Here is a 15,390-nt window from a genome sequence, read left to right as displayed (position 1 = left end):
TCCTCTCTCGAAGCCGGACTGAAACACTTCCCAATCTGTCCGCGAGCGATCGCAATGGACTCGCCGGTCAGCGTGACTTCGGCAGTGCTAGTGTCAGCTCGCTGGATGCCACAGAGCCATCGATCGGCACCGACTCGCCGCTGAGATGGGAAAAGTGCAGATCGGTGGTGACGCCGGGCCGGTGGATTCTTTAACCAGCGTCGCTGTGCCGCCGCCATGCAGCTTGCCAGAGTTGACGTTGTTTGTCACGGAGGTGACACCATGAGACCATCTACTGAGCGCTTCCTCGCGCCGAACCTTTGCGATGGCCGCGCCTCACAAGAAAGACCGGCCGAAGCCGCACAGGTTTGGCCATGATCTGCCGGTCCGTCGCCGACAATCTCAGCAAGGCCTCCTGGATCAGGCGCATGTTCGAGGACGGGGCTCGGCTCAAGCGGGAGCGCGGGCTTGGCCAAGTCTTCGACTTCGCACTGGGCAATCCCGAAATCGAGCCACCGCCCTCGGTGATGGCGGCGGCGCGGCGGGCGCTCGACAGCACCGAGCTACACCGGCATGCCTATACGCCAAATGCAGGTCACGATGCTGTGCGCGCGGCGGTGGCGCGGCGTTTGAGTGCGGCAACAGGCCTGGTCTATACAGCCGATCACGTCATCATGACCGCTGGTGCCGGCGCCGCCCTCAATGTCGTGCTGAGGGCGTTGCTGGATGAAGGTGATGAGGTGATCGTCACTGCGCCTTTCTTTTTCGACTACCTCTATTACGTGGAGAATTACCGAGGGCGCCTCGTCGTCGTTGCACCTCGCGACGATCTGACACTAGATGTCGGCCGGATCGCGGCAGCGATCACCCCGCGTACTAAGGTTATTCTGATTAACTCTCCGAACAATCCCAGCGGCGTCATCTATCCAGCCTCCACCTTCCGCGATCTCGAGACGATGCTCGAGCGCGTTGGCCGGCCCATCGTGGTGATCAGCGACGAGCCGTATAAGACGCTGGTATTCGATGGCGTGGTGGTGCCTGAAGTCGCCACACTGGTGACGCGCGCGATTGTGGTGACATCCTGGTCCAAGTCCTTGGCGCTCGCAGGCGAGCGCATCGGCTATGTCGCGTTCTCGCCGCGTATGCCGGAGACCCCGGCGCTGTTCGAGGCCTGCAGCTTCACCAATCGCGTACTCGGGTTCGTGAATGCTCCAGCCTTGTGGCAGTGGGTCGTCGCCGATGTGGGCAATCTCTCAGTCGACGTCGCGCCCTATCGCGACAAGCGCGACTTGATGTACGAGGCACTGAGACGGATCGGCTACGAATGCCTAAAACCGCAGGGCACCTTCTACGTATTCCCGCGGACACCAATCCCCGACGACGTCGCCTTTGTCGGATTGCTCGCTCGCGAAGGTGTGCTCACCGTCCCGGGTACCGGGTTTGGCATGCCGGGCCACATACGAATTTCACTGGCGGTCGACAGCGATGTCATCGTTCGTGCATTGCCTAGCTTTGAGCGCGCGTTTCGCACTGCGTGCGACGGCGCATAGAAGGCATGGCATCAGGATGTGACGAACGTCTGACGAATGGCGAGGCCGGCCGAAAAGGAGGGATCCCGCGTCAGATGGACGGGCTTGATTTGGGCATCATTGGCGCCCGCGCTGATGCGCCGCCGCCGCAATTCGGCATAGGCTCCTGGGTCGGTCACCCACAACTCGGGCGCAGCGAGGCGCATCGAGCGACGCTTCGCGTCATACTCGATGTTGCGCGCGCAAAGCTCGCGTTCGAACGCGGCTAGGAACGCCGGCGGGATCCAATCGCTGCCAGCCGATGGCTCGATGAGCAGAATGTATCGCGGAAAACCACCGACTGAGGGATGCAGCGTGAAATCCTCGAGCGTGATTCCGTGCAAATCGGTTGCGGCTCTCATTGCCGCCACAACCTGGTGTTCGGTCAGCTTTTCGCCGGTAAGCGAGCAAGTCGCGCCGCTACGATGCAGGAACTCGATGACCGGCGTGCGGTCCTGTATGGCGCGCACCCGGACAACGTCGCCGATATTATACCGATAAAGGCCGGCGCTAGTGCTGAGCACCACCACATAGCTTCGGCCGACTTCGAGTTCCGTCGCAAGCCGCGTTGGCGGATCCGCGCGGCTAATATCCTCCTCTGCAATGAACTCATAGAAATGAATGGGCGTGGCGAGCACACCACCACTCATCTCGTCCTCGATGGGAACAGCAATGACGCCCTCGGAGGCCATAAGGAGATAGTCGCGCTGGGGCACGGGGCCGAGATAGTCGGCGAGCAGCTGCAGATAAGGCAGCTGCATCGGGCTCCGCCATGAAACCACGAGCTGTAGCGAAGGCCAGATCTCGCGTGCGGTCGCGCGCGGTTCGGGCCGGCTCAGAAGCTCACGAAGTTGCTCGGCGCGGGCCGTGCAGCCCCGATAGGTCTCGCTCACATGCGCGTGCACCTCGGCGCCGACCCGGAATCCGGCATTCAATCCGCCGCGCGCGATGTCCCTCAGCAAGTCATCGGCAAACAGATGGAGCTTGCGGAAAAGGATGAGCAACGTACTGGGATTGAGCGCCATCAGTAACGATATGTTCTCTTCGAGCAGAATGCGCGCGACTGTGTAGTATCGGGCGTCCGGATCGCTGATGGCGCTGACACATTGCGGAATCGGTGAGCGGCCGCGCCGTTGCGCTACCGCCCCCACTCCATTCCAGAACGCGCCTTCCGACGTGACCGGCAGCCCGCAAGGCGTCCCCGTGGCGCCGCCGCTGTCGGAGAAATTGCCGACGACGCGCCCAATCGCAGCCGCCGGATGGCCGTGAAACAATGCGCTCCAGTACAGTCCGAAAGCGCGCGACTTGTCGGTAATGAAACTTGCGGTTACCGGGACGATCTTGGCCGTGCCCGTCGAGCCGCTCGTTTTGAAGAACAGGCGCACCGGCTCACGGGTCAAGACGCGGGGCTCTCCCGCTGCTATCCGTGCGATCCACGGCTCGACATTCGTGTAGGTCACAATGGGAACGTTGCGGCGATAGTCCCCGACCGTCACGATTTTGCCGAACCGGTATCTGCGCCCGTAGCGGCAGTCTGCATTGGGAGCGACGATCCGCTGCAGCAGGCATTCCTCTTGCACGAGCTCGGGACGGTTCAAGATCGTGAGGAAGGCGTGGATATCACGAGTCGTAGACAAGTTGGAGGCCCCTTCTCAATCAGTGATCCAAGTCTACAACCATAACGGAGGGACGGCCGCGGGAACGCGAGCACTGACACTTCTGTGGAGCGGCCCGCCTAGTCCGTTATGTAATGACCGACGAGGCATCCATGCGGATCTTGTCATTCGTCCCGGGTCCCCGCCTTGAGCCTCTGTTGAACGAGGGATGCTGCTCTCGCTCTATCCTGCACCCAAATCGGGCAGGGTATAAGGTGCGTTGTGGCTAGTCTCTAACTACAAGCGATTGCTGCGTTTGCAGCGACACGATGATCGTGGTCGCGGCAGCGGCACTCGATCTCCGCCCTGTCCGTGTATCGCACGCACCACGTGTCAAGCGGCCCCTTCATCGCTTGATCTCGCCGCCAATGGCCTGGTGAATATACAAATAAGCAACAGGGATTTACTTGACCCATATCCAACGCTCCTGCGGAACACCCGGATCTCAATTTTCATTCATGAGAAGTCCAGTCGTCTTCCTTCACAGCGCTGATAAAGCATCAGACGTCCCGCGCCAGCGCCTCACGAGTCCAACATCGATATCGAAAAGATCTAGGCAGCGCCCCACTGTGTGATTGACAACATCATCAATTGTCTTGGGACGCGAGTAAAACGCTGGAACAGGTGGAAAAATGATTGCACCGTTCTCGGTAGCTGCCAACATGCTGCGCAGGTGCCCGGAGTGCAGTGGCGCTTCTCGCACGACGAGTACGAGCCGGCGCCGTTCCTTTAGGGTAACATCGGCTGCACGACTGAGTAAAGTACCCGTAGTACCGTGCGCTATATCGGACAACGTCCGGATTGAACACGGAATGATCACCATTCCGCGGGCCTTAAACGAGCCCGACGAGACTGCTGCGCCAAGGTCAGGGTTTTGGTAGGTGGTTTCGGCCAACGCTACTACGTCCGCGATAGAAACATCGAGCTCTTGTTTCAGCGTCTGCATCGCAGATCTAGAGATGATTAGATGTGTAGAAATCCCATTATGCTTCAGAACTTCTAGAAGTCGGATGCCGTAAAAAATGCCGGAAGCGCCGCTTATGCCAACAATAATGGGAAGACTCATGGCCAGGCCGAAACTGTCTCAGATCATGGATAGCAATGCGATTTTAGGTTAGCGACAGACCTCGGGGTTCGGACAGTTCTTTCGGCACGTTTGATCTCAGCCTTCGAACCTGCTTCCAACTGCACGTCGCTTGATTACTAGTTATTAAAGGTCTCAGACCAACTAATTTCAACCTACCAAATTTTGGAGTGATGCTGGTTGCCTGTGTATCGCACATCTGGAAGATCGCAGAACCTCGCCCCATAATCCCACGATCCAAATTTTTCTTCCTAGAGCCCTGACCATCGCCATGGAAGCTTGGCTGCGTATCGGCGTTCGGTTGCCGGGCACTGCCCGTCTTTACCGCGCCGCTCGAGCTCGACCCGCTCGCTGCAACAGCAGCCGCAGGTGCTCGAACTCGTCGATTGTAACGATCGGCTCGTGCTAGCCCGGATACGTCTGTCCGCCCCAGACTATGATAGCCGCACAGAATGGGTTAGTCAGAAGACGGTCGACCGAGCGAAGTGCGAGCGCCGTGCCTCCCGACCGTTTCTTCTTGGGCGTGCGGAAGCCCCACTCGTTACGCGCTATTAGCGGGATCTGTTTGGCCGTATATGAGCAAGCAAGCATCAGCTCGAACATTGCTCGTACGAGCATGGCCTGAACGCGGACCAACGTCCCCAGGTCTCCGCGCGAGCGCCGGGGTTTGGGCTAGTCGTCTCGGCATCGAACGCTGAAGTTGTCGCAGGTACCCGCGAAGGCCTTTTTTGCTTTTGCATCTTCAAACCAAAAGCGCGTGCCGATGTCTGCACGATCGATCCACCAATCGACCTCATGCCCTTTTGCAATTCGGGAAGCTTCACCGAGTGCCTTTCAATCGACCGCCGGGACTTATTCCTTGCTTCCCTTTGACGGACCTTTTCTTGCAACTTCTTTAGCTCTCGGTACTAGACGACGCGCCGCGATCTCGGCGACGATCCAGTGGCCTTCCTGGCCCCATGCGAGTGCGGCTTCGACCTGAACCAGGAGTGCGGCTGCGATGAAATAAAGCAGTCTCATGTGAGTCCTCTACGCGTGATACGTCATGGCGCCGAGACACTGACCGGGGTCGGAGCGCCTTCCTTGTCGCCATCGAACATGATCAGAACGCGTAGCTTGGAGCCACGTTTTTCCAGAGGCAGCAGAGCTTCCGGCTTTCGAGCAGGACTAAAGGATAGCTCATACAGGAGCGTGACGTTTTCGCTATCGCCATCCTACGCATAGACCGCGTAGCTGCCTGGGCCATCCGCAGCCGGTCCCGCTAGGATCAGGATCCACTCGCCAAAGCTTGCAAGATTACGAACGCCGCGTCCGTCGCCAAGGGAAAGCCGGAAAAGGCGGTGAGCGGTCCCCGTACCCCCGAACAATACATCGATGTCGACGGCGACCACAACGGCGCGATTGCCATCCAGCACGGGCCCGCGGAGTCCGGCAGACAGACGCTCGTCCCTGATCGCAATTCCCTCGATCGTCAAGCCGTTCTCTTCGAGCCGCTGGTCGACAAAGGGCGCGACGCAAAGACCTCCCTGAGCCTGGTCGATCGCTCGAAGTCACGTCCTTTTTGTCCCGTCGGCGGCTGGTCTTGGTTGTGTAAAAACTCCCTCCGAGGGGAGACGATGAGCAGGCAGGACCGGCTCGGTCTCAGGCCACGATCGCAGCCATCAGCGGCTTGGTCCCGATGATGTTCATGACCCGTGTCAGATTGTAGGCCAGGACCGAGAGAGCCATCTCTGCGGCTACTTTTGGAAGCGTTTTGGTGAGGAAGTGTGTCGCTCCCATGCGGGCCTTGATCGTGCCGAACGGATGCTCGACTGTCTCTCGACGCTGGCGCATGGCTTGTGGGTTTGCATCGAGGCGCTGCACAGCGTCGAGCAGATGCTCATGCTCCCATCGTGGAATCCGCCGCTCTGGCCCTGTCGTGCACTGCGATTTGAGCGAACAAGCTTGGCAAGCTGTGGTCCAGTAGCGCCTTAGCCGCTTGCCGTCCTCCTCGCTCGTAAAGCGATATGGCAGTCGTTCCCCGGCTGGACAGCGATAGGCGTCCTCCTCTGGCAAATAGACAAAGTCCTGCTTGCCGAAGCGGCCATCTGACTTGGCACCCGACGTTTGTGGCTTGGGCAGAGTTACCGTGATGCCAGCCTCGTGACACGCGAGGATCTCCAGGCTGCTGAAGTAGCCGCGATCGGCAACGGCCTCGAGCGTCTCGGTTTCGAGAACAGCCTTGGCCTGCTTGGCCATATTGGCAAATTGCGCCCGATCTGAACCGCTGTTCGTTACCTCGTGCGCCACAATCAGATGATGCTCGGTATCGACGGCGACCTGCACGTTGTAGCCGACGACGCCGGAACCGCGGCCGCTCGTCGCCATCGAACGGCTGTCGGGATCGGTCAGCGAGATTTGCTGGTCAGGTGACGCAAGCATCTGCCTCTCGTAGACGGCAAGCTTGCCCATCTCCTCCTTCAGTTTTGTGAGCTTCTCGTGGAGCCTCGTCACCTTCGCGGCCAGCGCCTCCGTCGGCCCCTGCCTGTCGGCCGTGTCAAGTTGGCTCAGATAGCGCGCGACGCTCTCCTCAAGCTGGGCACGCCGCCGTTCCACCTTCGCCCGTGTGAAGTTCTTGTCCCGGTTGTTCACGGCTTTGAACTTGCTGCCATCGATGGCGACGCTCGCCGTCGCGAGAAGGCCCATCTGACGGCAAAGGCCGCTTACGTCCTTTGATTTCTTGTCCTGCTTGCCCAGAAGCCAGTGCTTTGCCGACCAGCTTTCCTGCTCTTTCGCCGCGGATAAATTCGCGAAGAACAACTCAGCAAGGCAAAACAGGGCTGCCGCCATCAAGGGCGCAGCTGACAAAGAGCGCGTCACCGGCAATCCTCAGGTCGGAAATATGTAATGGTTGTATTTTTGCAGGATACATCGAATACTGGTTTTCACAACCAGTTTTTAATGCATTTTGGAACGGGACGATGATTACACTGACTGCGCCTGACGGCACGGCCGTCAGCATTGACCCAAGCGTGTTGTTCGTGCGCGCCGGACTACTTCCGGCGAAAAGGGAGATGAAGGCGGCAATCCTCAAACACGAGTGGATTGGGAGATCATGCAACTCGTCTTGGAGCCCATTGACCGAGTGGCATCCCTTGTGAAAACGGGCCTCTCCCCGTTCACCAGCCTAACCACCATGGACGGCTCAAAGATCTGGTTTGATGCGCTTGGCGCCGTAGGGCCGCTGCCAATTACTGCTGGGCAAAGAAAGAGTGGCGGAAAATCGTCAATCAAGATCATGGGTTACCGTCAATACGTTACCGAGACGCCGGCCGAGGTTCGACAGGTGATCAGCGACGCCGGTGGTAGCCCAGTCTGAACGCTTCACGGTCTGCAGCAGTGGCCCTGGACTGCCTCGATCTCGATTATCGAGCACCCGTCGCCACCGCCAGCAGTCGCGCGAAACTCCTTAGCATTGCTCCAGCGATCCGTAGAAAGCCTATCTGGGAGCGACGATGATGGCAGCAGAAATGGACAATGACACTGACTTTGATGCCGGCCTGCGAGAGAGGGCATCCGAAGCGGCCAAGCGTTGGCGCGAGCGAACGGAAATCCGAAACCAGAAGGCCAAGGCGGTCGAGGAGGGCGACGCACTCGCAGCGGATACGCCGCCAAGGCTGGCGCTCCGTTTGAACAGGCTCATCGAAGAAGTGCGCAAGACAACCGGCGAAGGCCGGCCTCCTGACAACCCCATCCTGCAAGAGCTGATCAAGCGTCCAACGCCTTTGGCGGCGGAAGACATCAATGAACAACTCGTGCAAGAGGTCGTTCTCGGTGTTCGTAACTTCCTGTCTGTCGAGTTCTTGGCCCGCGGCATTCAGGCCAGCCGTCGCGTCGGCCGGATTCTGATTGACGCGGGTCAGGGCCTGCGAGCCCGCGGGACCGGTTTTCTGATCGGGCGCGGCATCTTCTGACAAATGAGCATGTGCTTCGTTCGAAGGAGCAGGCCGCAGCCTGCTTCATTCAAATGGATTATGAACAGAATCGCTATGCGCCTAATCCCCAACCGCAGCTATTCGCGTTCGAGCCGGATCGGCTGTTTCTGAATAATCGCAACCTTGACTTCGCGATCGTCGCCGCTGCTCCGAAGAGCAATCATGGCGCGGCGATCGAGCAGTATGGCTGGTTTACGCTCAACGATGCCCAGGGAAAGATCGCCGTCAACCCGGAGGACTTCGTCAATATCGTCCAGCATCCTCTCGGCCGCGAGAAAGAGGTCGTTGTCCGGGATAACAAGCTGCTCGACCTCGCAACCAGCAGCCAGGAAGCGAACTCGCTTGGCCCGTTTCCGCATTACGAGGCCGACACCGAGAAGGGTTCGTCGGGCTCCCCGGTCCTCAATGACCAGTGGGAAGTCGTCGCTCTTCATCACACGGGCGTGCCGGTCGAGGACGCCGACGGGCGCTGGCTGGATAAGGAAGGCCATGTTTGGGACGAACGCACCCAGTCTCTTTCCGAAATTGCCTGGCGCGCCAACGAGGGGGTCCGGGTCTCGTCCCTTGTCGCAGCCCTTAGCCAGCTGCAGCTGCCGCCACAGCAGAAGGCGCTGCTAGATCCGGTATTGGCGAAGACACCGCCGGCAGCCCGTGAGGTTGGCAAAGAAGCGATCGAGCCCCACGAGGTTGCCGAGCCGGTCGGCCGCCGCCTTCCTGCTCTTTCTCAAGAAAGGCGGCCCACATTCATTGACCAGCCGGCCATCGTACCAATGGCTGAACTCGAGGTTCCACTTCGAATATCGGTCTCGATTGGCGAGCCGCGCCGGCTGGCTGGACGCCTAGAGGCGTCGCAGGCGCCTATCCGAAGCTCAGGTCTGCGGGCCGAAATCCTCGAGGAGAGGCTTGAGCCGGAAGAATATGCTGACCGCGACGGCTATGACCGGCGGTTTCTCGGCACCACTGTCCCGCTTCCTGTCATGAAGCCGCGTCCGCGCTTCGGACACGCCCTGCAAATTCCGCGGCCGGCGCGCCCGCGGGATACGTTCGAGCTTCGCTATCATCGCTTCAGCATAATCATGAACGAAGAGCGCCGGCTTGCCTACTTCTCGGCCTGCAATGTGAATTTCAACGCGCCAGAAACAGTCGGGCGTGACGAAGGCAGCAAGTCTTGGCGCCTTGATGCTCGCATCGACTCGGAGAATCAGCTGGGCGCGCCCTACTACTTAAACAATGACTACGACAAAGGGCACCTTACGCGACGTGACGACGCCGCATGGGGGCGCGACAAGGATGATGCCTTGGCGGCGAACTGGGATACGTTTCACTACACTAATGCCGCTCCGCAACACTATCTGCTCAATCAATCAACTGAATTCACCGGCGCAGACCTTGATCTGTGGGGAGACTTGGAGAATTTCATATCGGAGCAAGGCGGCCAACAGAGGCGCCTGTCCATCTTCAATGGTCCGATTTTTGGCCATCGAGACAAGAAGTTGGACGACGCCCTCATACCCTGGGCATTCTTCAAAATCGTAATCTGGCGCGACCGGAACGAGTCGCCTGGCGCAATCGGCTTCGTCCTCAGCCAGCGTGACCTGATCGAGAATTTGCGAGAGGAGGCCATCGATCCGGGGCGGTTCTCGATAAGACAAAAGCGCATCAGCCAGATCGAACGCGATCTCGACATCAGCTTCGGCCCGGTCACCGAGTGGGATCAGATGCCGCAGCGCGACGCACGGGAGAGCCTGGATGACGAAGAAATTGAGATCACACGTGTGTCGGACGTCGTGATCCATTCGGCCGAGCCTACGACAGATCATTCGGCAGCCGTCGCGCCTGTTGCCCGTCGCGAGGGTCTAACTGAGGCCCTCACCGTTCCTGGTCAAGGCGCTACTTCGATTTCGGGCTCTGCGCAGCTGGATGAGCTTGCCAGGGAAGAGTACCACCAGAGCCTGGAAGAAATTATCGTGGAAAAGGACAAGGAGAAGGCAGCCCGCCGTTTGGGACGGCTCATTGGCGTGCTGCTTAAGGAGCCCTTTGCGGTATCTTCAGAGCTGAAGGCGAGATCTCGCCGCACATCGGCATACCGTGAGTGGCAGCTCAAGCCGCCGAGGGAGTTCAGTGAGGCTGGTGAGATGAACCCGGAAGCGAGGAAACGGCTCGAATGGCTGGTCGATCAGTTATCGGAGCGCGGGATGACAATGTCGGATCCCTATCAGCTCGCGCTGGAGGCACAGCATGAGAGCGGGTTCTTCGCATTGTTGATGAAGGTATTGCGAGACTACATCTGCGGCGAACGCCAAATTCGGAAGCTGGTTGATGACGCCTTCAAGAAAGTCAGCAAGCTCGGTAAAGCGCCCACGCCTGAAACCGTCGTAGGCGCCGGGGGCCTGACACTCGGGGCCTATCTCGTTCAACTGGTGCCAGCCTTGGGTATGCTCGGTACTCCCATCATAGCTGCGCTCATTCTCATCCTTTATCTCCTTGGCTGCAGGGCGTTCTGCGAGTGGTCCGGCCAGTTAAAAACGAATGAAGACGAGCGCTAATCCAACGTGACAACGGAAACAGTAGGTATAGCTAGAGAGGTGTGGATGTCTCGAGACCAGTTGGCTAAGGCAGCGTACTGTTGACAAGGCGCATGGCGAATTAGATGACGGGCGTCGGAAGCAAGGAAGGTTTGCTTCAGACATCCGTGTCTGATGGAAGAAGCAGGCATCATACAGGAGTCTGGCGGCTCCATCGGTTCGTCAAGCTCGCGGCACCAACCGCGATTTGCGTTATGAGATCTCCTTGGGCCCCAGCATCCATACGGAGAGACGGAGGGTCGTAAGCCCAAGTTTCGTATCTAATCTTGCCCACCCCAAACACGGACGCAGTTGTTGCTGGCGATCAGCTATACCGGCGGCATCTCCAACCGCATGAGCCGAACAGCGCCCAGTTCACCGCTCTCTAATAGGCTGGGCGTTCGCCGCTCCATGAAAAAAAGGCCCATAGATCCTCTTCGCGGGAAAGACAATTCGCTCCCGATGCTTGATTTCGCTCGTTTGTGAAAAGATTGGTGAATAGGATGTGAGGTGGATCACATTTCTGAATGAGAAGTTTGGCATTATTGTGGGCAATAGCGAAAGGAGGCGTCCATGTCCGATGTAGTCGTACAGATGCAGCCTGATCCAATCCAAAGGCCCAGCGAAACGCTGGTCAATGGAAACTACGTGATCAATGATCGAAAGTTCAATCAGTTGCAATCGACACTGACTGACCTCTGTCATTTCATGCAGCGCGAAGGTGTCAGTATTCCGCCTGAAAAGGCGCACTTGCTTGTAGTAGGCAAGATCGGCCGACTACGAAAACCGCGCTTCTGGTCGCGCGAGACAGGTCGTGTTCCAACAGAAGCGGAGTGGGGTGCATTGGAGACCCGTCTTCAAGAACTGCACTCCTTACTGGGCGAGCCGTGCAGGCGCGGGTTTTATATCAGCCAGAGCAAACGCCTGTTAATTTGGATGCCGCTAGTCATTATGGTAGGAGCCGTGGCATCTCTCTTCGCAACCAGTTTCATAGATGAGCGATGGCACTTGTATTGTTACATCGCGTGGCTCATGGCACTGGGCGCTCTCGGCTCAATTGCATACATTTCCATGAACGCGCTATCGCTTCAAAAGGACATCACATTCGATATTGGAAACAAAAGGCTTCTTGTAATCCGGATATTGTTGGGCGCGATGTTCGGCCTCATTTTGGCATTGCCATTCGGGTTTGGGAATTTCGAATCCTTCATTCGGACGCTTCGTAATAACACACCAAGTGATGCCGCAACTGATGCCAAGACGGCCGCAACTCTACTGATGCCGTTTGTCTTTGGGTTTAGTACGACCCTCGTATTGACCATCATCAATCGGCTTGTCGACGCAATTGGAGTCATTTTCGGAAAGCCACCGACGTCTCAGTCTAGCAATATGTCTCATTGAGAGAAGTACGGCCAGCAGCCTTCACCGATGACCGCGCCGCGCTGCATATCGGTCCGACCCGGGAGAAATACTGGTCGCTGGGTTGAGTGTATTCCATCTACGGGACTCATGATTTTCAGTCCTTACGGCTCCATGCCCGATCATGTCATGCCAGGTCGGCACGATGTTGACCCCTTTTTCGTATACCTAAATATTTCGTGCCGAAGCGTCATTAGTAGGCTCAGATATTTATCGACGATCTCCGCAGAGCGGGACGGCCTGAGTGACGGCCGTCGCGGCGCGCGATCTCACAATGATCGAATGGGCCTCGAACCTGTGCGGCTACAAACGAGTATCGGGTCTCAACTACCGTAATCCGGGGACAGGAGGGACGGTTGTGGCTGCGGAGACGCTTTCGCTTCCCTTTCCGTCGTGGCGGGAGGGGCTACTCGCTCTGGCCAGCGCTCTTAAAGATCCCGACCGCGAACGGATAGTAGTAGATAGACTTGAGACGACCGCCGCGAACATCAGGATCGGGCCGCGGGAGATATGTTCGCTTGCCTTGCTCGTTCCCTCACGGGCACATCTTGAATCTTTCCCGAAGCCTACACCTCCTCGCGAAATCGCCCGCTTGATCGAAGTCGCAAATGCTGGTGGCGAGCTAAACCGGCTAATGGTCGGCATGCTCGACGATATGGAGCGTACGCATCCGACGGGGGCTTCGTCGTCTTACGATTACCCACATTTTTTTGAGGTGCACTGAGCCGAAAAACTTGAGTCGCTAGAATCGCTTGTGATTCTTTGATGGGCACCTGATTCGAGAAGAGGTGCTCTATGGGACTGACTTCACGCGCCCGGGATGAGAAGGCGCATCGGTCGGCGTCTGACGCGGTGACCTGGTTTGACCGTGAAGCTGCGCTGTGCGAATTCCAGGACGCTCGGCTTGGCGAGAGATTTCGCATGCTGCTGAAGCAGATTGGTGGAGACGTCGGCCAGAGCATTCCTATGGTTTGCCAAGACTGGGCGAATACCAAGGCGGCCTATCGTTTCTTCTCCAATGAACGAGTAAGCGAGGCCGACATTCTGTCTGGTCATTTTAAATCGACGCGGGAACGCATCGCGGCTGCGAAGGGACCTGTTCTTGTTCTGCATGATACGACCGAATTCACCTATCAAAGGGAGCGCCCGGATCTGATCGGGATGATTAAGCGCATCCCCAAAAGCAACTCTCGAAGATTGGACGGAAAACCCCAAACGTACACGACATGCGGAATATTGATGCATTCGAGCCTTGCGGTGACCCTCGATGGGCTTCCACTGGGGCTCAGCGCTGTGAAGTTCTGGACCAGAAAGAAATTCAGAGGGGTCGCTGCGCTCAGGCGCGAGGTCAACCTGACACGGATCCCCATTGAAACCAAGGAGAGCATTCGGTGGCTGGAGAACCTCAAGCAATCCACGGAGCTTTTCGAGAAGCCATCGCAATGCATCCATATCGGTGATCGTGAGGCCGATATTTATGAATTGTTTTGCGCCGCCCAAGAGGTTGGAACGCATTTCTTGGTAAGGACCTGTGTCAATCGCCTGGCAGGCGATGGCGATCATACCGTTGCAACGATAATGGATGAGGTCTTGGTCAAAGGTCTCCACCGGATCGAAGTCCAGGATAGCAAGGGCAATCCAGATCAGGCTGTTCTTGAAATCCGGTATCGCAAAATCCGTATTCTGCCACCGATAGGCAAGCAGTCGCGGTATCCAGCTTTGACTTTGACGGTGATCCACGCTGATGAAAGAGGAGCGCCAAAGAACAGAAAAAAGATTGAATGGAAACTCCTGACCGATCTTCCGGTGCAATCGCGCGGGGATGCGATCGAGAAACTCGAATGGTATTCCCTGCGATGGAAGATCGAGGTCTTCCACAAGATACTCAAATCCGGCTGTAGGGCAGAGGACTCGCAACTGCGGACTGCTCAGCGATTGACGAATCTGATCTCGGTATTCTGCGTTGTGAGCTGGCGCATTTTTTGGATGACGATGCTCAATCGTTCAGCGCCAAATGCTTCACCGGAATTTGTGCTGACCAAAGCTGAAATCCAATTGCTTGATCGGCTCGTCAAAGACAAGAATCCAGTCAGCACACAACGAAAAACATTGTCGCATTATCTCATCAAGATCGCCAGGCTCGGCGGCTATCTCGCCCGCGCCAACGATCCGCCACCAGGGAATCTGATCATGTGGCGCGGATTATCGCGATTCATCGATATCGCAACGGGAGCAAAACTCTGACTCAAAAATGTGGGTAATCGTAAGCTTCGTCGTATGCGTACTATGGAGCGCCAACAGGACACCCAGAAGCGAAAGGTCTTCTCCGCGTTCCCGGAGACCGATCCGAGACGATTGCTGAACGATACGACCTTTGGGTCGGCGGCTGCTGAACTATCGGACGTCGCACAGCGGCTAGGGGAAGCCGACCCCTTCTCGCGCATGGCGGTCCGGCTATCTCTATGGTTCAAGCGATACGACGACCACTCACGCTATGGGTTCCCGCTCCCCCATGATGGTCGGTCAGTGACCGCCCTTGTGCGTCGTCTCGCCGGGACTCTGGAATGCGATGACGCGGATAGGATCAGAAGGCTGATATGGACCAAGCCCTGGTTGATGGTGCCGAACAGCCTTTCGCAAATCGCTTTGTATTGAGGGGTGTCCGCCGGCGCGTAGTGGACCTCGGTGCCTTGATCTGCGGGTACAGCTTCTGGACGTATCCTTTGTGGCGGTTGACCCTCTTCAGCGTCGCCAGCACCGAATACAGGCTCGGCGGCTCGAACGTGATGAAGAACCCGAGCAGCATGCGGCTGTACGCGAGGATTCCAATGCCGGCGTCTGCGAGCACGTCGAGCACATGCCATGCGACTTCACGGTCGGCGATGGTCTCCGCCTTGAATATCTCCGGTGAAGTGCCTCGCGAACCGCGCGGACGAACGACGCGAGTTCGGGCGGAATGCGCTTCACCGGACGTTCGAGCGGTTCGTTCATGTTAGACAGTCGACTGTTGTTCTCGCCGGCAGATGGAGCAAGCCGATTACAGACAAGTAGGTCTCGATGCCATCGAGTCAACGCAGGGTGCGAAGAAGTGCCGACTCTGATCGCCACCCGCAGGACGCCACTTCCAGATGCTTGAGCCCGAAACCG

The 15,390-nt window shown here is 57.8% G+C and carries 12 protein-coding genes and 1 pseudogene; 7 read left to right on the top strand and 6 right to left on the bottom strand.

Annotated features, from left to right (window positions below; translation table 11 throughout):
- Window positions 1-407 precede the first annotated feature (407 nt).
- The gene (locus ACH79_RS38880; protein ID WP_246738313.1) at window positions 408-1,529 is read left to right on the top strand and encodes a pyridoxal phosphate-dependent aminotransferase; all 1,122 of its coding nucleotides are present in this window, start codon (window positions 408-410) and stop codon (window positions 1,527-1,529) included.
- Between the two features lie 11 nt (window positions 1,530-1,540).
- Here ACH79_RS38880 and ACH79_RS38875 read toward each other — a convergent pair whose 3' ends face one another.
- From ACH79_RS38875 to ACH79_RS38855, 5 genes and pseudogenes are all read right to left on the bottom strand, one after another.
- Window positions 1,541-3,184 (bottom strand): GH3 auxin-responsive promoter family protein, encoded by a 1,644-nt coding sequence (locus ACH79_RS38875; RefSeq protein ID WP_161855546.1) that lies wholly within the window; start codon window positions 3,182-3,184, stop codon window positions 1,541-1,543.
- Between the two features lie 499 nt (window positions 3,185-3,683).
- Window positions 3,684-4,268: a UbiX family flavin prenyltransferase gene (locus tag ACH79_RS38870; RefSeq protein ID WP_161855545.1), complete on the bottom strand. Its 585-nt coding sequence runs from the start codon at window positions 4,266-4,268 to the stop codon at window positions 3,684-3,686.
- Between the two features lie 870 nt (window positions 4,269-5,138).
- The gene (locus tag ACH79_RS38865; RefSeq protein WP_161855544.1) at window positions 5,139-5,306 is read right to left on the bottom strand and encodes a hypothetical protein; all 168 of its coding nucleotides are present in this window, start codon (window positions 5,304-5,306) and stop codon (window positions 5,139-5,141) included.
- 194 nt (window positions 5,307-5,500) lie between these two features.
- Window positions 5,501-5,761 carry a DUF3616 domain-containing protein gene (locus ACH79_RS38860; RefSeq protein ID WP_161855543.1) on the bottom strand — a complete coding sequence of 87 codons (261 nt, stop codon included), beginning with the start codon at window positions 5,759-5,761 and terminating at the stop codon, window positions 5,501-5,503.
- A 166-nt stretch (window positions 5,762-5,927) separates the two neighbouring features.
- Window positions 5,928-6,983: pseudogene (locus ACH79_RS38855) on the bottom strand (IS1182 family transposase); the annotation flags it as partial.
- A 397-nt stretch (window positions 6,984-7,380) separates the two neighbouring features.
- Between ACH79_RS38855 and ACH79_RS38850 the strand changes: the two are divergent.
- The 6 genes from ACH79_RS38850 to ACH79_RS38825 all read left to right on the top strand — a co-directional run bounded on the left by ACH79_RS38850 (window position 7,381) and on the right by ACH79_RS38825 (window position 14,487).
- Window positions 7,381-7,644: a hypothetical protein gene (locus tag ACH79_RS38850; RefSeq protein ID WP_161855542.1), complete on the top strand. Its 264-nt coding sequence runs from the start codon at window positions 7,381-7,383 to the stop codon at window positions 7,642-7,644.
- Window positions 7,645-7,780: 136 nt separating this feature from the next.
- On the top strand, window positions 7,781-8,239 hold the full coding sequence (locus ACH79_RS38845; protein WP_161855541.1) for a hypothetical protein: 459 nt from the start codon (window positions 7,781-7,783) through the stop codon (window positions 8,237-8,239).
- A gap of 11 nt (window positions 8,240-8,250) precedes the next feature.
- On the top strand, window positions 8,251-10,806 hold the full coding sequence (locus ACH79_RS38840) for a DNA/RNA non-specific endonuclease (RefSeq protein WP_161855540.1): 2,556 nt from the start codon (window positions 8,251-8,253) through the stop codon (window positions 10,804-10,806).
- Between the two features lie 591 nt (window positions 10,807-11,397).
- Window positions 11,398-12,225 carry a hypothetical protein gene (locus tag ACH79_RS38835; RefSeq protein WP_161855539.1) on the top strand — a complete coding sequence of 276 codons (828 nt, stop codon included), beginning with the start codon at window positions 11,398-11,400 and terminating at the stop codon, window positions 12,223-12,225.
- Window positions 12,226-12,487: 262 nt separating this feature from the next.
- Complete coding sequence (locus ACH79_RS38830) at window positions 12,488-12,967, top strand: hypothetical protein (protein WP_161855538.1); 480 nt, start codon at window positions 12,488-12,490, stop codon at window positions 12,965-12,967.
- Window positions 12,968-13,038: 71 nt separating this feature from the next.
- A complete protein-coding gene (locus ACH79_RS38825; RefSeq protein ID WP_161855474.1) occupies window positions 13,039-14,487 on the top strand; it encodes an IS4 family transposase in 1,449 nt (482 codons plus the stop codon).
- Between the two features lie 340 nt (window positions 14,488-14,827).
- Here ACH79_RS38825 and ACH79_RS38820 read toward each other — a convergent pair whose 3' ends face one another.
- On the bottom strand, window positions 14,828-15,100 hold the full coding sequence (locus ACH79_RS38820; RefSeq protein ID WP_161855537.1) for a hypothetical protein: 273 nt from the start codon (window positions 15,098-15,100) through the stop codon (window positions 14,828-14,830).
- Window positions 15,101-15,390: the final 290 nt, after the last annotated feature.

It is taken from the genome of Bradyrhizobium sp. CCBAU 051011 (assembly GCF_009930815.1).
In the GTDB taxonomy this organism is placed as follows: domain Bacteria; phylum Pseudomonadota; class Alphaproteobacteria; order Rhizobiales; family Xanthobacteraceae; genus Bradyrhizobium.
The sequence above is the reverse complement of the archived record's forward strand: the minus strand, read 5'-3'. Positions and strand labels throughout refer to the sequence as shown.